Source organism: Providencia sp. PROV201 (assembly GCF_028479545.1).
In the GTDB taxonomy this organism is placed as follows: Bacteria; Pseudomonadota; Gammaproteobacteria; order Enterobacterales; family Enterobacteriaceae; genus Providencia; species Providencia huaxiensis.
In genome coordinates, this window is record NZ_JAMPNW010000007.1 from 38573 (window position 1) to 58497 (window position 19925).

General features: G+C 38.2%; 18 protein-coding genes. 6 read left to right on the forward strand and 12 right to left on the reverse strand.

Annotated elements, in window-relative coordinates:
• The first annotated feature begins 356 nt into the window (after positions 1–356).
• On the forward strand, positions 357–2168 hold the full coding sequence (locus tag PR809_RS07855) for a ShlB/FhaC/HecB family hemolysin secretion/activation protein (RefSeq protein WP_166264906.1): 1812 nt from the start codon (positions 357–359) through the stop codon (positions 2166–2168).
• 344 nt (positions 2169–2512) lie between these two features.
• Here the strand turns inward: PR809_RS07855 and ompW are convergent, their stop codons facing one another.
• Positions 2513–3151 (reverse strand): outer membrane protein OmpW, encoded by a 639-nt coding sequence (gene ompW / locus PR809_RS07860; protein WP_195697161.1) that lies wholly within the window; start codon positions 3149–3151, stop codon positions 2513–2515.
• Positions 3152–3555: 404 nt separating this feature from the next.
• Between ompW and PR809_RS07865 the strand changes: the two genes are divergently transcribed.
• Positions 3556–4308 carry a YciC family protein gene (locus PR809_RS07865; RefSeq protein WP_206277161.1) on the forward strand — a complete coding sequence of 251 codons (753 nt, stop codon included), beginning with the start codon at positions 3556–3558 and terminating at the stop codon, positions 4306–4308.
• A 55-nt stretch (positions 4309–4363) separates the two neighbouring features.
• Here PR809_RS07865 and PR809_RS07870 read toward each other — a convergent pair whose 3' ends face one another.
• On the reverse strand, positions 4364–6166 hold the full coding sequence (locus PR809_RS07870) for a SulP family inorganic anion transporter (protein WP_195697162.1): 1803 nt from the start codon (positions 6164–6166) through the stop codon (positions 4364–4366).
• Positions 6167–6391: 225 nt separating this feature from the next.
• Here PR809_RS07870 and PR809_RS07875 point away from each other — a divergent pair, with 225 nt between their 5' ends.
• The gene (locus PR809_RS07875; RefSeq protein ID WP_166264898.1) at positions 6392–6949 is read left to right on the forward strand and encodes a septation protein A; all 558 of its coding nucleotides are present in this window, start codon (positions 6392–6394) and stop codon (positions 6947–6949) included.
• 58 nt (positions 6950–7007) lie between these two features.
• Here PR809_RS07875 and PR809_RS07880 read toward each other — a convergent pair whose 3' ends face one another.
• Positions 7008–7205, reverse strand: coding sequence for a YqaE/Pmp3 family membrane protein (locus PR809_RS07880; RefSeq protein ID WP_004911118.1), 198 nt, complete (start codon positions 7203–7205; stop codon positions 7008–7010).
• Between the two features lie 289 nt (positions 7206–7494).
• Here PR809_RS07880 and yciA point away from each other — a divergent pair, with 289 nt between their 5' ends.
• Positions 7495–7929, forward strand: a complete 435-nt coding sequence (gene yciA / locus PR809_RS07885; RefSeq protein WP_102138639.1) for an acyl-CoA thioester hydrolase YciA — start codon at positions 7495–7497, stop codon at positions 7927–7929.
• Between the two features lie 82 nt (positions 7930–8011).
• On the opposite strand, the gene PR809_RS07890 is transcribed toward yciA, so the two are convergent.
• Both PR809_RS07890 and PR809_RS07895 read right to left on the reverse strand, forming a co-directional pair.
• Positions 8012–8731, reverse strand: coding sequence for a TonB family protein (locus PR809_RS07890; protein WP_166264895.1), 720 nt, complete (start codon positions 8729–8731; stop codon positions 8012–8014).
• A 126-nt stretch (positions 8732–8857) separates the two neighbouring features.
• On the reverse strand, positions 8858–9031 hold the full coding sequence (locus tag PR809_RS07895; RefSeq protein WP_004254127.1) for a YciY family protein: 174 nt from the start codon (positions 9029–9031) through the stop codon (positions 8858–8860).
• Between the two features lie 286 nt (positions 9032–9317).
• Between PR809_RS07895 and cls the strand changes: the two genes are divergently transcribed.
• Together cls and PR809_RS07905 are read left to right on the forward strand one after the other, a co-directional pair.
• On the forward strand, positions 9318–10778 hold the full coding sequence (gene cls / locus PR809_RS07900; protein WP_166264892.1) for a cardiolipin synthase: 1461 nt from the start codon (positions 9318–9320) through the stop codon (positions 10776–10778).
• 22 nt (positions 10779–10800) lie between these two features.
• Positions 10801–11133 carry an HI1450 family dsDNA-mimic protein gene (locus PR809_RS07905; RefSeq protein ID WP_166264889.1) on the forward strand — a complete coding sequence of 111 codons (333 nt, stop codon included), beginning with the start codon at positions 10801–10803 and terminating at the stop codon, positions 11131–11133.
• 76 nt (positions 11134–11209) lie between these two features.
• Here PR809_RS07905 and oppF read toward each other — a convergent pair whose 3' ends face one another.
• The 7 genes from oppF to PR809_RS07940 all read right to left on the reverse strand — a co-directional run bounded on the left by oppF (position 11210) and on the right by PR809_RS07940 (position 19633).
• Positions 11210–12211, reverse strand: coding sequence for a murein tripeptide/oligopeptide ABC transporter ATP binding protein OppF (oppF, locus tag PR809_RS07910; protein ID WP_102138643.1), 1002 nt, complete (start codon positions 12209–12211; stop codon positions 11210–11212).
• Positions 12208–13197: an ABC transporter ATP-binding protein gene (locus tag PR809_RS07915; protein ID WP_102138644.1), complete on the reverse strand. Its 990-nt coding sequence runs from the start codon at positions 13195–13197 to the stop codon at positions 12208–12210. The genes oppF and PR809_RS07915 overlap by 4 nt, the downstream gene beginning before the upstream one ends.
• A gap of 10 nt (positions 13198–13207) precedes the next feature.
• Positions 13208–14116, reverse strand: a complete 909-nt coding sequence (gene oppC, locus PR809_RS07920) for an oligopeptide ABC transporter permease OppC (protein WP_004911132.1) — start codon at positions 14114–14116, stop codon at positions 13208–13210.
• Positions 14117–14130: 14 nt separating this feature from the next.
• Complete coding sequence (oppB, locus tag PR809_RS07925; protein ID WP_102138645.1) at positions 14131–15051, reverse strand: oligopeptide ABC transporter permease OppB; 921 nt, start codon at positions 15049–15051, stop codon at positions 14131–14133.
• A 71-nt stretch (positions 15052–15122) separates the two neighbouring features.
• Positions 15123–16763, reverse strand: a complete 1641-nt coding sequence (oppA, locus tag PR809_RS07930; RefSeq protein WP_166264883.1) for an oligopeptide ABC transporter substrate-binding protein OppA — start codon at positions 16761–16763, stop codon at positions 15123–15125.
• Positions 16764–16856: 93 nt separating this feature from the next.
• Positions 16857–18458 (reverse strand): ABC transporter substrate-binding protein, encoded by a 1602-nt coding sequence (locus PR809_RS07935; RefSeq protein ID WP_272524504.1) that lies wholly within the window; start codon positions 18456–18458, stop codon positions 16857–16859.
• A 530-nt stretch (positions 18459–18988) separates the two neighbouring features.
• Entirely contained in the window at positions 18989–19633 is a 645-nt protein-coding gene (locus PR809_RS07940) for a YchE family NAAT transporter (RefSeq protein WP_004254112.1), read from the reverse strand.
• Positions 19634–19925: the final 292 nt, after the last annotated feature.

Sequence of the window (19925 nt, forward strand, 5' to 3'; positions counted from 1 at the left end):
TAAAATGACAAGTTCATTTTTCACACAATCACTTCTTAACTTAAATTCCCTTACATATATTTATACACTCTAAATAGCCGTAATTTATTTTTCATTATAATTACTAGCTCACTCAATCATAAAAAAAACTTACCAAATCAAGCTTTATTCAAAGTAGTGGCTACGCATTACCACTTTGATAATTACCCTTACCAAAACCATAGCAGAGTAAATATTACCCATTGATATCATTTATTATTTTATAATCAAACGTATAAATAGCTATATATATAGCAATATAGGTGCTTTACTCTTATTTTATACAGATAGAGCAACCTTAACAACGGGCATTCCTATTGTTGCAGCTGGTGATATTCTTGGCTACAACGTTTCAAATGGCCAAATCACGATTAACAACCGTCTACAGTCAGACTCACCAACAGATATCATCGCTCGTTCGGCAGTTATTCGTGGAAATATTACAGCTAAAGAAATTAATGTTATTACTGGTAATAACTTTGTTGATGCAGATGCAACTAACTTTATTATCTTTTCCATTATACGTATCAGGTAATACTGCACAAATCATTGATCAACAGATCAATAATCAAGCAACACAAGATAGATCTCGTCAGCAACAAACACAATTAGAAACTAAAGACGTTTTAGGTAAAAACAGAGAACAAGCAAACAATATTTTAGTTTTTGATGATGAGAAAGACTGCTTTGAAATGAAACGAGTTATTTTGCTTTCCGAGCCAAAGTTCCCATCAATGCGACCTTTAGAGACATATGCAAATCAAGTCGTTGGTGTTTGTATTGGTATTAACGGTGTAGAAACACTCGCTAAAGGCCTACAGGATAAAATAATTAAGTCAGGCTATGTAACAACTCGGGTTAATATTCCTGAACAAAACATTAGCGATGGTACGTTAACTTTGCAAATAATCCCTGGTAAGGTCGCTAACGTGAAATTAACGGAAGGCAGTGATACCTATATTACTTTAGGAGCAATCATACCTGCTAGAGAAGGCGATATCCTAAACATTCGCGATATTGAACAAGGTTTAGAAAACCTTGAGCGTATACCTGGAGCCAAAGTCAATATCGAGCTAGCGCCAGGTAAAGAATTCTCAACTTCAGATATTTCAATCCAAAGGGAAAAGTCACCTCACTTTAACACTGGTGGTTACTATAATAACTCAGGCAGCCGGCAAACGGGTAAAGACCAAGTTGGCGTTACCCTTTATGGAAACAACCTAACAAGCTTAAATGATACTATATATGTATCAGTGGGTAAAAATTTAAAGAACCAAGCACGCAATAGTAGTAATGCTGCGATTTATTATTCAGTTCCTTATAACTATTGGCTTTTCTCTCTCTATGCTAGCAAAAGTGAATATAAACAAACCATTAATGATACTATTGCTAGTTATAAGTACTATGGTGATAGTAAATATTATAATACGACAGCAAGTAATGTATTTTTACGTGGACAAACTTATAAAGATACCGCATCTATTCAACTAATTAAGCGTAAATCAAAATATAAATTAGAAGATATCACCTTACTTTCACAACAACGCGACTTAACCAGTCTGAAGCTTGGCGTTAGCCACCGACAGAATATTGATAACTCAACTGTTGACGCTTCAATTTACTATCAACGTAACGTACCTTGGTTTGGAGCCGACGAAAGCTGGGATATGAAATACGGTGATGTCAGCACCATGGGGCGACTATTCACTCTCGATGTTTCAGGAATGCTCCCTTTTGCGTTCAATGATTTTGTGATGAGTTATAACCCACAATTATTTGTACAATATTCACGAGACCGTTTAACCATCCAAGATCAATTCTCGTTAGGTAACCGTTGGACTGTACGTGGTTTTGATGAAGAGTTTTCACTAATCGGAGATAAGGGGTTTTATTTACGAAATGAATTTAACTTTTATATCCCTGGCTTCTCCTTTTATCCCTACTACGCACTTGACTATGGCCGAATATTTGGAGGTGTTTATCCACTAGGCCTCTATTCTGATGACCAATTATTAGGTACGGCTATAGGCATGAGAGGTAATGCTAATATATTCAGTTATGACTTATTTCTAGGTGTACCACTTTATAAGCCGGATGAATATGAAACTAGCAGTGTCAATGCTGGGTTAAACGTGCAATGGTTTTGGTAATTTAATATTGCAAATTTGAATAATATCTTAAAGCTGAATATGCTCCTGTATTCGGCTTTTTTATTTCAAGGTAATTAGTCTCAATATTTTATTTAATTTTTATTAATCGCCCTAAATAGTGAAAACCAATAAGTACCTTTACTTTATTATCACTCTATAACACTAATTAATATATTATAAATATCATCATCATGATTTGTTATTATTATGATTATCACTTGTTAAATATATGTTCGATTTTAATAGTAATTGAAAAATCCGAGAATACGAATATTCTCGGATTTCCTACTTCTCTCTAATCCTTCAGAATTCAGGTAGTACCTGTATTGCGTCCAATCAAATTCTTAGAAACGGTAACCCGCACCAAACATAAATACAAATGGGTCTAGGCGAGTATCAATTTTTTGATTACCCAATGTTTCATGCTTAAACTTCACATCAGTTTCAATATTCATCCACCACACTGAAGCATTCAGCATCCAGTTATCAGTCAGCATGTAGTCCATACCTGCTTGTGCTGCAAAGCCCCAAGAGCTTGATAAATCAAGATCTGATAAACCGTTAGCTTTCCCTGTTGAGTTAAATTTCTCATCAAAGAAGAAGGTATAGTTAACACCGGCACCTAAATAAGGGCGTAATTTATCTTCTTTACTACCAAAATAATACTGCGCCATTAAAGTTGGTGGTAAATGTTTAACAGTTGCAATTGTACCTAACGGTCCTACGCCAACTTTGTGTTCAAACGGAGTTGCTGCTAATAATTCCACACCGATATTATCAGTAATCATATACCCAAATGTTAAACCTAATTGAGTATTGTTATTAACATCAAATGAACCTAAACCTAATACATTTTCAGAACCCGCATTTGGACGTACCGTTGCAGTACCTGTACGGAAAATAAAGTCGCCAGCTTCATGAGCAATAGAAACTGCTGGAGCTAAAGTTGCAGCAGCTAATACAAGCGCAGTGAGTTTTTTCATTATCAATCCCATTCCTATGTTTTTATTTTAGGAAAATATACCGTATTATTTAAATTGATGTTCAAATCAAGATCACATCTTTTACTAATTTATAGGTAAACCAATAAATATGGATTTATTATTCCATTTATTGTTTTTTTATTTTTGATTTAAATCAATTTTTATAAAGTAACTAACAAAATAAAAATTTGATTTCTAAATATAAATATTTATTTCAACATTTAAACATGCATAAAAAATACAATTTATATAAGCTCATTTTTTTAGTTAATTAAATTCGAGCATCATGAACAATATATTTTTCTTAACCTCCCGATTTTTATTATCTTTCTCTACCTCTAGGCGAGATACTCAGTTACAATTAGATTAAAATTTTGATCACGTTAGTAGATAGGAGCAGTGTCATGTCCATTTCGGCCAACTCACTCATTAGTGATAGTATCAATTTCTTTAAAAATCAATTGAGTGGCCTCCTCACCATTGTGCTCTTAGCCACCGTGGTAAGCCTTGTCATTTATGCGATGATGATCCCCAATGAACAGATGATAGGTGTTCTTGCACAAGCACAGAGTAAGATGATTGAGTCTGGTAATACGGGCTTACAAGACTGGATCCTAAGTCTATCTGAAGAAGATAAAAGCAGTATTTTGCGTGTTTCTTTTGGTTTGATTCTTTCCGTTACTCTTGGCAGCTTGCTCCTTATTTGTGGCACATTATCCTATATCTCGAGGATGTCACGTGGCGAAGATATGACAGGTCTTCAAGCGATAACATCATCACTGAACAAAGCACCTTCTATGTTTCTTCTGTTGGTTGTGTGCTCACTGCTGATCCAATTAGGCATCACAATTATGGTTCTACCCGGCATTGTTCTCGCCATTGGGTTTTCCTTAGCGCCAGCAATTTTAATAACAGAAAGTACCAACTCCTTCAGTGCGATGGGAAAAAGCTGGAAATTGGCCTATGCAAACTGGCGTGTTGTCTTACCGATGATTTTAATTTGGATGGCAGCTCAAATGCTTATCAGTGTGCTATTGGGTAACCTTAATATGAATCATATCCTTATTAATGGTATCTCTTTTTTACTCAATAATGTTGTAGCTGCATTCGCTTTAATTTACTTTTATCGTTTATATATGCTGATCACTAAAAATTAATATAATTAAATAAAATAGAAAGGTATCAAAAGATACCTTTCTATTTACATTATTTTTAAGAGTTATCTGAGTAAGTATCCGTTGGTGTAATTCGATTCTCACAATCATGCTCTAATATACCTGAATCCCTTTGGCTCTCTTGTGCTTTTCTTTCTTCAACACATTTCATTTGGATCTGTTGCTTACTTTGAATTAAACGAATTGCAAAATAAATATCAGGTACCACTAATAGGTCATCATCTGAACGATTAATTTTATTTTGTTCTAACCAACGATTAAGCGAGGTTCTCCGACCCGCTAATACCAAAGTTACCCCTTTCGCCTTCAAAGATGTCACAATGTCATTCAATGTGGAAAATACGCTCACATCATTATGCGTAAAGCTGACGGCAGCATCCACAATCACCCAAGCCGGCCTCTTCCGTTGATTATCTAAATGTTTATTTAACCGCTCTTTAAAGTAATTCACATTGAAATAGGTGAGTGGAGAATTGAAACGATAAATAAGGACTCCATCAACTTCTTGAATATCATTTTCTGATGTCATCGAATGCAACATACCGTGTTCATCTACGCCTAATAGTTGGTCTGTCGGCCTAAATATGACCCGGACAAACTGCAATAAACCCAATAGAACCGCTAAGCCTACACCACTGATCAAGCCAACCACCAGCACTGCACATAATGTGAAAACACATAAGAAAAAAGCTTCTCTATTGCGTTTACGCATCGAAAAAATACTACGGAAACTGAGTAAGGAATAAGTAGATATAATTAAAACCATCCCTAAAGCAGGCATAGGGATATATTCCAATAAATTTATGGAGAAAAGTAAAACAGCTAAGATAGTTACCGCAGCAACGAGGGAAACTAATTGCGTTTTCCCCCCCATCATGTCATTAACCGCAGTGCGGCTACTCGCAGCACTAACCGCGAACCCCTGGCCAAAAGCAGAAGCAATATTTGCCATCCCTAACGCTCTTAATTCTTGATCTGCATCGACGGTATAACCATTTTTGCTCGCAAAACTGCGAGCCGTCATCATAAAACTGACAAAACTAATCACGGCTAAGTTTAATGATGGAATAACAAGGTCTCGGAGTAAACTTGGTGGAAAATCAGGCAGTGGTATATGCGGGAGCCCTTCACCTAAATCCCCAACGGTGCTAATACCATATTGCTCAAGATTAAATAAAATACTCGCTGCTGTTGCCAAAACCATTGCAATTAACAAAGATGGCCACTTACTGCGCACTCGCTTAATCACTAAGGTAATTACCAATGTTACAATAGCAACTAATAATGTCGGAATATGTGTTTCCACTAACGCTAATGGAAAAGCTATTAATCGCTCAATAAACCCTGAAGGCAAGGTCGTAATACCAAATACTTTACTAATTTGACTAACGATGATCGTGAGGGCGACCCCATTCAGTAAGCCTTGCAATATTGGTCTAGATAAAAAATCTGCGAAAGTCCCCAAACGAAATCTTGCTGCAATCAAACACCAAACCCCGGTCATAAAGCTCATGACGATAATCAGCTGCCAACGAACAGTTTCATCCCCCATTGCGAGTGGAGCGACAGCGGCTGCAATCACCGCGCATGTTGCAGCATCAGGCCCAATAATTAATTGTTTCGACGTGCCAAATAACGCATAGAACAACATGGGTAAAATACATGAATACAATCCAACAATTGCATTCACCCCCATTAATTCGGCATAGGCAATAGCAACAGGTAAAGCAACCGCAGCGACAGACAACCCTGCTTTAACATCAGGGCCTAAGTCAGCACGTTGATAGTTAAACAGTGTTTTTAAACCTGGCATCCAGACAAATAGCCTTGCCTTTATCATGGGGGAAAAGTACCTATAAATTAGTAAGTTAAATTATTTTCTATACTATATATATCCGAACTAATAAAGTTTATCTAGAAGTAAGTCAAATTATCGTAAAATAGTGCAAATATGATTGGTAACAAAGCATGTTTATTGGTAAAAAGGTGCAAACTTTTAACAATTGATGCCAAAATCGGTTAAACTAGGCTATTACCTTTACGTTGAGGCGCTGCATTCACTGTTATGAAACAACTTATTGATTTTATTCCTTTGGTAATCTTCTTTATTGTCTATAAAAGATACGATATTTTCTATGCGAGTGGTGCATTAATGGTGACCACCCCTTTAGCATTATTAGCAACTTATCTTATCTATAAGAAGGTTGAAAAAGTTGCAAAAATTACCTGTGCAATCGTGATGGGCTTTGCTGCCTTAACGCTTATTTTCCATAGTGATGCATTTATTAAGTGGAAAGTCACTATTATCTATGCTGCATTCGCTGGCGCACTACTCTTCAGCCAATGGTTTACTGAGAAGCCTTTAATTCAGCGAATGTTAGGCAGTAACCAAGAAATAAAATTAGCCGATAGTTATTGGACCAAACTCAATAGTGCATGGGCTATTTTCTTTATTTTCTGCGCATTGCTGAATATTTACGTTGCTTTTTGGATGGCTCAAGATATCTGGGTCAATTTCAAAGTCTTTGGTCTGACAGCAGGAACACTAATATTTACAGTATTGAGTGTGGTCTATATTTTTAAAAATATGGTTAAAGAGCCTGCAGAAAATCACGAAGAATAATTTAAAATAGCGTCAAAAACCTGCTAATTGCATATCCATTAGCAGGTTTCTTTATATGTTAATAGCGTTTGTCACCAAATGCTTTTTCAATCTTTTTATCTGTATTGTACTGTGATAGCGCATATACCGACCAAATAGCGGCAGGTAACCAACCAATAAGCGTAATTTGTAAGATTAAGCAAATGATCCCAGCAAAAGGACGCCCTATCGTAAAAAATTGCAACCAAGGTAATAATATTGCCAATAACAATCTCATTTCATACCTCTAAGTAAATAAATAAATTTCATACTATTGAGTATAGCCAATTCAATCAATTGACTAAATATGAAAAACACTTCTTGCTGTTTCTTTGCAAAAATTGATTTTCTTTCCAAATTTAGACGTCGTTTATTAATAATGAGTATCATATTTATCTTATTTTTGCAGCAATTCAATTAAATAGCTATTATCAATCAATAACTGAGTGGTTCCAGTTTACTATTGCATATGTAATTTGTTATAAATGCAAAATCAAAAGTAATAACCCTTTTAATACGAGTCAGATATGCAATTGCCGAACGGTGAGTTAGTTTTACGTACATTAGCCATGCCTGCAGATACTAATGCAAATGGTGATATTTTTGGCGGCTGGTTGATGTCACAAATGGATATAGGTGGCGCTATCTTAGCAAAAGAAATTGCGCTAGGGCGTGTGGTCACTGTGGCGGTAAACGGCATTAAATTTCAAAAACCCGTTGCCGTAGGCGATGTTGTTTGTTGTTATGCACGCTGTCTAAAAACAGGGAAAAGCTCAATTACCATTAATATTGAGGTTTGGGTAAAAAAAGTCGCAACGGAGCCTGTTGGCCAACGTTATCGTGCAACTGATGCAGTATTCACCTATGTTGCCGTTAATGACGATAGCACCCCACGTTCATTACCCAAAGAAAAACAACATTTTCAGTTAGCAAGTTCAGATCAAAAAACTAACGAAGCATAAGTTTTCTACTCCACTCATTATGTAAAAAACAAAAAGCACCATCATCGCTGTGGTGCTTTTTTGTACAGCCCAATAATATCCATTAGACTTGACTAACAGTGCCATCCAATTTGAAATAAATTTCAGTCACGTAGCCTTTTGCGGGTTGCTTTTCAAAAGTCCAACGGTTCATTGCGCGTTTTACGTCTCGCTCAAATAGCCCTTTAGGTGTAGCTTCAACAAATTCAATATTTGTCACTCGGCCATCATCATTGATATCATAGCGAACTTTCACATACCCTTCTTTACCTAAACGACGCGCACGTTCTGAATAAGCAGGAGCTTGTTTATGCAGAGCCCTAGGGCCACCTTTCTTAGTCGATTGACTATTACTTGCCCCTGTATTGTTTGCAGTCTTTATTGGGCTATTATTCGTTTTCGGTGCAATGACGTCTGATTTAAGATTATTCATCGCCAATTGCTTCTCAACTGGCTTAACATCTTCTTTAATTTTTTTCTTTTCTTCCTGTTTTGGCTTAGGCTTTTTCTTCACCTCAGGCTTTTTCTTAGGTAATGCAATGACGGGTTCAACTACCGGTTCGGGTTCGGGCTCTATAACGGGCTCTGGTTCGGGCTCTACCGGTGTTTCAACCTGCTCAACGGGCTCAGAAGCAGGCTCAGGGGCGGCAAAAGCAACCATAGCAATCGTCAATGGTTCAGGGTCTCTGACCAAGTTAGGTTGATTAAAAATCCATGCCATTGCAAGACCCGCATGAATAGATAATGAAACGACGATAATTAAAGTCCAACGCATCCAACGCATATGCAATTTCTACCCTACACCTGTCAACCAAAAAGAATATGACTGATAGTTTAAATGCAAATAGCAATCATATTCAATAAGGTTTGTCATACAAAGTGAAAAATGTGAGTGTACGCTGTAATAACCTTACTCAATCCATTGGGTAAAAAGCAGGGAATGTCGACGATGGTAAATGTCAATTTTACGCATTGCATAGATGCGCATGTTCCGCCTTGAGTGCCCTTCTAACCAGCGTCTACGGCGACGTAGGGATTGTCTTAACATACGCCAACGCCCTACTTCATGCCTACTACGTCTCATTTAATTGTGTCCTTTTATCGTCTAAAAATTATTAGAAAAAAATATTATATTCCTTTGAAAAAAAGAACCAAGAGGAACTTTTTATGTCATTTCAGTGCACCACTTTTAATTTCATGATGATAAGATCAACTAATAAAACTATTTTTCCTAACAAATTACGCTATTTCACGAAGCTTTTACTGCAGAATTTTGCTAAATTCTATTAAGTTGATATTTTGCTAACAGTTTTTTAGCTAAACTATCTTTTTTTGAACCTTTTTCTTATCAGTGAGGCATCTGACCCGTTATGGCAACCGTCTATACACTTATGAGTTGGCTTCTGTTCTTCCTATATTGGCTAATTATTGCAGCAATTACAGTTCGCATTTTAGTCAAAAGAAGGCCTGTCACCTCAGCCATGACATGGCTCCTGATTATTTATATCCTGCCATTGGTCGGAATTATTGCATATGTCGCCTTCGGTGAGCTTCATCTTGGTAAACGTCGAGTCGATAAAGCTCATGACATGTGGCCATCTGTAGCCACATGGTTAGAAAATCTGCGAAATTCAAAACATATCTTTGCCACTGATAACAGCCCTGTTGCTGAACCATTATTTCAGTTAATTGAAAAACGCCAAGGTATCGCGGGGGTTAAAGGTAACAGAATTCAACTTCTGACCACATGTGAAGATTCATTAAAAGCAATTGTCAATGATATCAATAATGCTCAGCACTCAATTGAAATGGTATTCTATATTTGGCAGCCTGGTGGTTTAGTCGATGGAGTTACCGAAGCCTTACTAAATGCCGCTAAACGCGGTGTTAAGTGCCGAATTATGGTGGACTCTGCGGGAAGTTGGCATTTTTTCCGTAGCGATTACCCTGAAAAAATGCGTGCTGCCGGTATTGAATTTGTAGAGTCATTAAAAGTTAATTTGATGCGTTTCTTCTTGCGTCGTATGGATTTACGTCAACACCGTAAAATAGTCGTTATCGATAACTATATTTCATATACTGGTAGTATGAATATGGTTGACCCCCGTTATTTTAAGCAAGATTCAGGGGTTGGCGAATGGGTTGATATTTTAGTGCGTATGGAAGGCCCTGTGAGTACCACATTAGGCATTGTGTATGCTTTTGACTGGGAAATGGAAACTGGCCAACGCGTACTTCCACCACCGCCTGATAGTAATATTATGCCTTTTGAACAGGCTAATGGGCATACAACACAAATTATCGCCTCAGGCCCGGGTTTCCCTGATGAGTTGATTCAACAGTCGCTGATGACCGCGATGTTCTCTGCACGCAAACAACTGATCATGACTACCCCTTATTTTGTGCCTAGCGATGACCTATTGCATGCAATTTGTACAGCAGCAATGCGGGGTGTAGATGTCAGCATTATTATGCCAAGGCAGAATGACTCATTCCTTGTCCGCTGGGCAAGTCGTTCATTTTACAGTGAATTATTAGCTGCTGGCGTTAAGATTTACCAATTTGAAGATGGCTTATTGCACACCAAGAGCGTATTAGTGGATGGCGAGCTCAGCCTTGTCGGTTCAGTCAATCTTGACATGCGAAGTTTATGGCTCAATTTTGAAATCACCGTGGTCATTGATGATAAAAGTTTTGGTAGCGATCTCACGCTAGTTCAGTATGATTATATTGCACGTTCAACGCGTTTAGAAATCGAAGAGTGGGAACAACGCCCGTTCTGGAACCGTGTCGTTGAGCGCATTTGTTATTTCTTTAGTCCATTGTTATAAATTAAGTTTATTAGGAAAGGTCATGACCAAAATACAAAATACATCTTTAATCGATGAAGACGACATCATTGAAATGGCTTATGACCTTTTTCTTGACGGGGCAATGGAGAATCTAGAGCCCGCTGACCAATTAATTTTTGCTTTGCAGTTTGAAGAGCTAGGCGCCGCAGAAATTGTGCCTTTTAGTCATAACTGGCAAGATATTATTAATGATAACATTGAATTAGAGCAACTAAGTGAAGTCGTTATCGGCTTAGCTCAAAGCCCGGATGCCGAATTAGACGATATTTTTGCTCGCGTATTGATTAGCCGCCACCCTTCCAAACCGTTTCACCATATTTTGTGGAAGAAATAATCGATTAAAAGGGACATTTTGTCCCTTTTAGATTAATTAAAGTAAGAGCCCCCTTTTGACCATCATGAGAAAACCATTACAGTGGATCAATTTTCAAACAAGACACCGCATGTTTGAAACTCCCTTCTAATAATGGCCTTGTTTTTGCACACTCTTCGTCTGCTAATGGGCAACGGGTTCTAAATACGCAACCTGAAGGCGGGTTAATTGGCGATGGCAATTCACCTTCTAAAAGCTCTATCACCTTATTTTTTTCTTTATCGGGATCAGGAACTGGAACCGCAGACATCAATGCACGCGTATAAGGATGTAAGGGATTATTGTATACCTCATCATAGGTACCAAGCTCCACGGCATGCCCCAAATACATCACTAAGACACGGTCAGAAATATGCTTAACCACCGCCAAATCATGTGCGATAAATATCAGTGATAGCTTCATTTCACGTTGTAATTCTTGGAGTAAATTAACAACTTGCGCTTGAATTGACACGTCTAATGCAGAAACTGGCTCATCGCAAATCACAAGTTTTGGTTCTAAAATCAATGCTCTTGCGATACCAATGCGCTGGCATTGCCCTCCCGAAAACTCATGGGGGTAGCGGTTAATCAAGTTTGGTAATAACCCAACCCGCATCATCATTTTTTTCACTTTTTCTGTGATTTGTGATGGTGACATTTTAGGATGATAGGTTTTCAATGGCTCGGCAATAATATCGCCGATGGTCATTCGCGGGTTAAGTGAAGCCAAAGGATCTTGGAAAATCATTTGGATATCACTACGAATGCTACGCCATTCTTTGTCGGTTTTACCTAACAAGTTCTGCCCAAGCCAACTTACTGTGCCATCTGTCGCTTTGACTAACCCAATGAGTGCACGAGCAAAAGTGGATTTACCACACCCGGATTCCCCGACTACCCCTAATGTTTCGCCTTCATATAAACGCAGTGTTACGCCATCTACCGCTTTAAGACTTTTGTTTGGTTGCCAAAACCACTGTTTTTTATCTCGGATCTCAAAGTGGACTTTAAGGTCATTCACTTCGAGTAAAACTGGCCTATTTTCATGGGTACTCATACCAATTCCTCCAGTGGCTTAAAGCAGGCACGTAACCGCGTTTGACCAAATGTGGTTAATGCAGGTTCTTGGTCAACACATTGCTGAACTGCATATTGGCAACGAGGTGAAAATGGGCAGCCTTTGGGTAAACGTAATAAATTAGGTGGATTGCCTGGAATGGTTGCTAAACTCTCGTCATCACCATCAAGGCGTGGAACTGCAGCTAATAAGCCAAGTGAATATGGGTGAGATGGATGATAAAAGATATCCTTCGCAGTACCGTACTCCATCGTACGTCCTGCATACATCACTAGGACTTTATCACATACCCCTGCGACGACCCCAAGGTCGTGGGTGATCAAAATAATTGCAGTATCAAACTCTTGTTTTAACTCATTGAGCAACGTCATAATTTGCGCTTGTACTGTCACATCAAGTGCGGTTGTGGGTTCGTCAGCAATTAACAGCTTTGGTTGGCATAACAGTGCCATTGCAATCATGACTCGTTGTCTCATTCCTCCTGAAAATTCATGTGGATACATATTCATCCGCTTACGTGCTTCCGGCATTTTAACGGCATCTAACATCCGAACGGATTCTTCGAAAGCCTCCCTTTTACTCATACCTTTATGTAGCATGAGAACTTCCGACAATTGAGTACCAATTTTCAAATAAGGATTCAATGATGTCATTGGGTCTTGGAAAATCATGGAAATCTCTTCCGCCCGCATACGGTTTAATTCTTTTTCTCTTAGATTCAAAATCTCACGGTCATTAAACATGGCAGAGCCATTAATTTTGCCATTTTTGGCAAGCAAGCCCATTAGTGCGAAAGCGGTTTGTGATTTTCCTGAACCTGATTCGCCTACTATTCCAAGCGTTTCCCCCGCACTTAATTCAAAGTTCAATTTATTTACAGCGGTAACATCACCATCTTGGGTCGCGAATGTCACACTGAGATCTTTCACGGATAACAGAGGGCTTTTCATTGGGTTATTTAACATATTATTCCCTCTAGCGATCTTTCGGGTCGAGCGCATCACGCAGCCCGTCACCGATAAAGTTAAAACAAAATAGCGTGATGACTAAGAAACCAGCTGGGATCAGTAGTAACCAAGGCGTCACTTCCATTGAGTTCGCCCCATCACTTAATAACGCCCCCCAACTACTTAACGGTTCTTGTGTCCCTAAACCTAAAAAGCTTAAGAATGATTCAAACAAAATCATACTTGGAACTAATAATGAGGCGTAAACGACTACTACACCTAAAACGTTAGGAACAATATGTCGTAGAATAATCTGCCGTGTACTCACACCACAAACAAGCGCTGCTTCAATAAATTCTTTACGTTTTAATCCAAGTGTTTGCCCGCGAACAATACGCGCCATATCCAGCCATGACACCATTCCTATCGCCACAAAAATCAATAAGATATTGGTACCAAACAAGGTGACTAACAAGATCACAAAAAACATAAATGGAAAGGAGTTTAAAATTTCTAATATACGCATCATGATGGAATCCACTTTTCCACCTACGTAACCAGCTAATGAGCCGTACAGTGTGCCTACCACAACTGCGACTAACGCAGCGGCAACCCCCACCATTAAGGAAATTCGCCCACCGATCGCAACACGCACTAATAGATCTCGGCCTGAAGCATCTGTACCAAAATAATGTCCAGTTGCCATATCAGGTGGCATTGACATCATTTCCCAATCGGTATCGTCGTACAAAAAAGGCGACAACATGGGCGCAAAAATGACAAATAAAGTAATTAAGAACAACACACATAAGCTAAAAATTGCTGCACGGTTGTGCATAAAACGGCGCCTAGCATCTTGCCATAAACTGCGCCCTTCAATATCGAGCTGCTCTGAAAAGTTCGCCAGAGCTTCACTATTTTTTTGGTTCGATAGCATCGTGTTTCTCCGACTTAGTAACGAATTTTAGGGTCAATAACGGCATACAAAACATCGACAATCGCATTAAATGCAATTGTCAGTACCCCAACTAAAATTGTTAAGCTCAATACCAGCGAATAATCACGATTAAGTGCACCGTTAACAAAGAGTTGACCGATCCCCGGTAACCCAAAAATGGTTTCAATGACCATTGACCCAGTAATAATCCCTACAAAAGCAGGCCCCATATAGGAAAGCACAGGAAGCAACGCAGGTTTAAGGGCATGGCGTAAAATGATAGTTCTTAGTGGTAATCCTTTTGCACGGGCAGTACGAATGAAGTTTGAATGCATAATTTCAATCATCGAGCCACGTGTAATACGGGAAATACTCGCGATATACGCTAATGAAAGCGCAACCATGGGCAGAACCATATGTTTTAGGTTCCCGCCATCCCAGCCACCACCAGGGAACCATTTCAAGTGAATGGCAAAAATTAGCACCAATAACGGCGCTACAACAAAGCTTGGGATAACAACCCCCGTCATGGCAAACCCCATGACTGTAAAGTCCCATTTGGTATTTTGGTTGAGTGCGGCTATCACCCCTGCGGATACCCCAAATAACACAGCAACAATAAATGCAGTAGCCCCTAATTTTGCAGAGACAGGGAATGCTTTAGCCACTAAATCATTAACACTGTAGTCCTTGTATTTAAATGATGGGCCAAAGTCACCCTTGGAAAGCTGAATTAAATAATTAAAATACTGCTTATACATAGGGTCATTTAAATGATATTTCGCTTCAATATTTGCCATTACTTCCGGTGGCAATTTCCGCTCGCCAGTGAATGGGCTCCCTGGAGCTAATCGCATCATAAAAAATGAAATGGTAATCAGAACCAAAAGAGTCGGAATGGCTTCTAACAACCGACGAAAAATAAATTTCAACATCGCTCTTTCCTACTTCTATTGCCTAAATAGGCGAATATCTGGCTCCAATAAATGGAGCCAGAGCAACTATATTAGTGTTTAATAATATATAAATCTTTAGTATGCAGATTATCTAATGGGTCTTTGCCACTATAGCCACCCACATAAGGTTTCACTAAACGCGTATTAACATAGTAGTAAAGCGGAACAACCCCTGAGTCTTTATCGAGTAATTTTTCAGCTTGTTGATAGAGTTCTGCTCGTTCTTCATCTGTTTTGACTTGCAATGTTTTCTTCATCACCGCATCAAAATCTGTATTTTTATAGTGAACGGTATTATTACTGCTGTAGGAAAGTAACATATTGAGGAAGGATGAAGGCTCGTTATAGTCCGCACACCACCCCGCGCGTGCAACATCATAGTTGCCTTGATGTCGGCTATCTAAGAATGTTTTCCACTCTTGGTTTTCTAATTTCACTTCCGCACCAATATTTTTCTTCCACATAGAAGACGCTGCAATCGCGATACGCTTATGTAAGTCTGAGGTGTTATATAATAAATTGAATTTTAGAGGATTCCCTTTGTTATATCCCGCTTCTTCTAGCAACTGTTTCGCTTTTTCATTACGCTGCTCTTGGGTCATATTCGCGTACCAATCTGGTTTTTCTGTTTTCATTCCGCTGGTAAATGGTGGAGTGAAACCATACGCAGGAATATCCCCTTGAGCTTTAACTTTATACGTAATTGTGTCTCTATCCATAGATAGCTTTAACGCTTCACGTACGCGAGGGTCGTTAAATGGTGGTTTTTCATTATTAATCTCATAATAATAAGTACACAAATATGGACTTACCCGTAACTCGTTCGGCATATTTTTCTGCAAACTTTTGAACTGTTCGATAGGTAAGTTACTGTATGTCATATCAATTTCACCACTACGGTAGCGGTTAACATCTGTAACTTCTGAGGAAATCGGTAAAAAAGTCACTTGGTCAATAATGGTATTCGCATTATCCCAATAGCTTGGGCTTCGCTCTAATACAATGCGCTCATTAACTGTCCAATCCTTCAATTTATATGCCCCATTACCCACAAAATTCTGTGGCTGCGTCCACTTAGCACCATGTTGTTCAATAGTTTTTTTATTTACTGGGGACATAGATGAGTGAGCTAATAATTTAGGGATATAAGGAACAGCTTCACTCAGTGTAATAACTAGGGTTTTGTCATCGAGAGCTTTAATACCAAGTTCTTCAGGTTTTTTCTTTCCAGAGATAACATCGTCAATATTATTGATATGGGCATATTGTAAATAACTCGCATAAGGTGATGCAGTATCAGGATCAGCCAATCGTCGCCAGCTATACACAAAATCTTCGGCTGTGACAGGGTCACCATTAGACCATTTAGCACCTTCGCGAATTTTAAATGTCCATTCTGTAAAATCTTTATTTTCCCAGCTTGTTGCTGAACCAGGTAAAATTTCACCATCAGGCCCCACAATTGTGATCCCTTCAAAAAGGTCTCTCGCTAAAGCAGATTCCGGCACCCCTTCAATTTTATGTGGATCTAATGACTGAGGTTCTGAGCCATTATTACGAACCATTAACTGTTTTTCAGCCAGTTCAACACCTGCGGGAACCGTTGCTGCAAAACTTGTTGCTATAGAGCCCATTGCTAACCCAGCCGTTACGCTAAGCGCAATAATCGATTTATTGATTAATTTACTCATCTTATCGGTTACTCCCATACATAATTATTATGATTGTGTGTTGATATATGTTCACCCAGTAGATGAACACTTTTTATAATTATTTAGATATTATTAATTAGGTTCACTTATATATAACCGTTTAATATCCGTATAATCAAGGGGGTCATTACCTTTAAATCCGCGAACACTCGGTTTTATCATTCGAGCACTAACGCGATAATAAACAGGAACAATAGCCGAATCCTTGTCTAGCAAGGTTTCCGCTTGTTGATAAATTGCATGGCGAGATGAAGGATCTGGAGCTGTCAGCGCTTGCTCAAGCAAGGCATCAAAGTCCGAATTATTATAAAAAGCGGTATTATTACTATTTTGAGACAACATCATATTCAAAAATGCAGTTGGTTCATTGTAATCTGCACACCACGTTGCCCTAGCAACATCGTAATGACCTTCATGACGACTTTGTAATGATGTTTTCCATTCTTGGTTTTGCAACGTCACTTGCGCACCAATATTTTTCTGCCACATCGATGCTGCAACAATAGCTTGCTGTTTATTTTGATCTGAAGTGTTATACAATAAGTCAAATTTCAATGGGTTTTCTTTGTTATAACCCGCTTGTGAAAGTAAATCTTTAGCGCGCTGATAACGTTGTTCTGCCGATAAATTAGCCCATTCAGGTAATGCAAAGTCACCATTATTGATAAAGCTTGGCGTAAAACCATAAGCGACTTTTTGCCCTTGAGCGATAATTTTATTGGTAATTATTTCTCTATCTAAACCCAATTTTATTGCTTCACGTACTCTTGGGTCATTAAACGGCGCTTTTTGATTATTTATTTCATAATAGAACGTACACAAATATGGCCGAACATATAATTCATTGGGCCTTTCTTGCAGCATTTTTTTATATAAAACAGGTGGGATTGCAGAATTTGAAATATCAATTTCACCACTACGGTAACGGTTAATATCACTCACTTCGGAGCTAATCGCTAGAAAGGTCGCTTGCTCAATACGACTATTGGGATTATCCCAGTAAAATGGGTTTCGTTTGATAACAATACGTTCATTTACCACCCACTTATCCAATATGTATGCCCCATTTCCAATAAAATTTAGGGGTTGAGTCCATTTATCACCATTTCGTTGAATTGCAGACTTATTCACAGGCTTCATAGACGTATGAGAAAGCATATCGACAAAATAAGGTACCGGGTGGCTTAGCGTAACCTGTAGATGTTGCGGATCAAGTGCCTTCACCCCCAGCGCTGTTGCAGGCATTTTCCCTGCTAAAATCGCATCTGCATTTAAAATATACGCATTTTGTAGATAACTTGAGTAAGGAGAGCCTGTATTAGGGTCAGATAAACGTTGCCAACTATACACAAAATCTTCAGCGGTTACAGGTGAGCCATCACTCCACTTTGCATCTTCCCGCAAAGTAAAAACCCAAGAGGTGTAATTTTCATTGGTCCAATTTTTAGCAACGCCAGGAACTGCCTTACCGTCTATATCGGTATACACGAGGCCTTCTAATAAGTTTAATATCACATTGCTTTCTGGCACCCCTTCCACTTTATGGGGATCAAGAGATGTTACTTCTGAGCCATTATTAATTGTGATTACCTGTTTTACTTTTTCCGTGCCATTTGCTTGTAACGCAACAAATAATAACGAGAGCACACCATAACCAAGTGTTGATTTGAACATCCTATCCCTCACGATTCATTGATGGCGCTATAACCTCATTAGCAACCTTATTTACGCTGATATTTAAGCCCTAAGACTGTTATTTCCTTATGGGCAATCCACTTTATGACTCCAACATTCAAAACAATTAATTAACATTCGCTAGTTAAAAACTTTTGATAACTTTTAAAAATAACAGCCAAACATTATGTTTATCTTTAAATTACAATGCATTACAAAAGTATAATCATACAATACAAGATAGACCTCAAATTCGAATCCAAACATATCATTAACAAACGCCAATTAGAATAGTGAATAAATTTACGTAGCTCACAATTCCTTACTTTTTATCCCTGTTTTAGCAAAAAATGCCACATATAATTACAGGGAACATTTTTTTCATACGTGATTATTGATGACTAAAATTTTAATAAGCCAATTAAAACTACCTGAAGAGCAAAATTGATGTATGTAATACGATAGGAACTAACGATAGATATGGCTGCAAATAGGTTTAGTTTGCAGCCATAAAAAGAGAGGAAATTAGATTATAATAAGCCTGGGAATATGGCTTTAACCCCGGTCACAATAAACTCTATCCCCAGCGACATCAGTAATAGGCCCATGATACGCGTCACCACGTTGATCCCTGTTTGACCTAAGTAACGAACCAATAAAGACGCTGAACGAAATAATAACCAACAACAAAAAGCAAATGCGATACTCGTCAAGGCTAAACCTAAAAAGTTTTGCCAACCATGCCAACGAGATGACCAAACGATACAAGAACTGATTGCCCCAGGCCCTGCCATTAAGGGTAAAGCCAAAGGTACAACACCAATGCTATCCCTAACCGCAGTTTCTGTTTTTTCTTGCTTATTCTGTTTGTCTTCACCAATTTTACCGCTAATCATTGACATCGCTATTGTGACGATCAAGATCCCACCAGCAATACGGAAAGAATCAATTGAAATACCAAATAATTGCAGAATTGAGTCACCAATTAATAATGATGTACATAAAATGATAGCAACTGATGTATTTGCAATAGTATTGGTTTTATTTCTCCCGGCATTACTTTGATAGTTTGTCATACTAATAAACACAGGCAATATGCCAACTGGGTTCACAAGTGCAAACAAGCCAATAAAGAATTTTATATAACCCGATAAATCAAGTAATGCGCTACTCACCCATTCATTTCCTTAAGCAGTTCTCTTTAGAGATTCATTGATATCTTTTATGATTTTACCACCGATGTTATTAATTTCCTTGAGCAAAACAATATTTTCTTTAACTTGCTAAATTTGCTTAGCATTTAGTTAGGTATACATAAATTATCTGCACAAATTGTTTTGATAATATTAAATTAAGCAATAGATGAACAACATTTATTCAACTTGTGCATATATACACGTGCTGAAAGGAGTCAGCTTGGCGTTTTCGTGATATAGATCACTTTATTTAATTACCGTTTTGTTAATC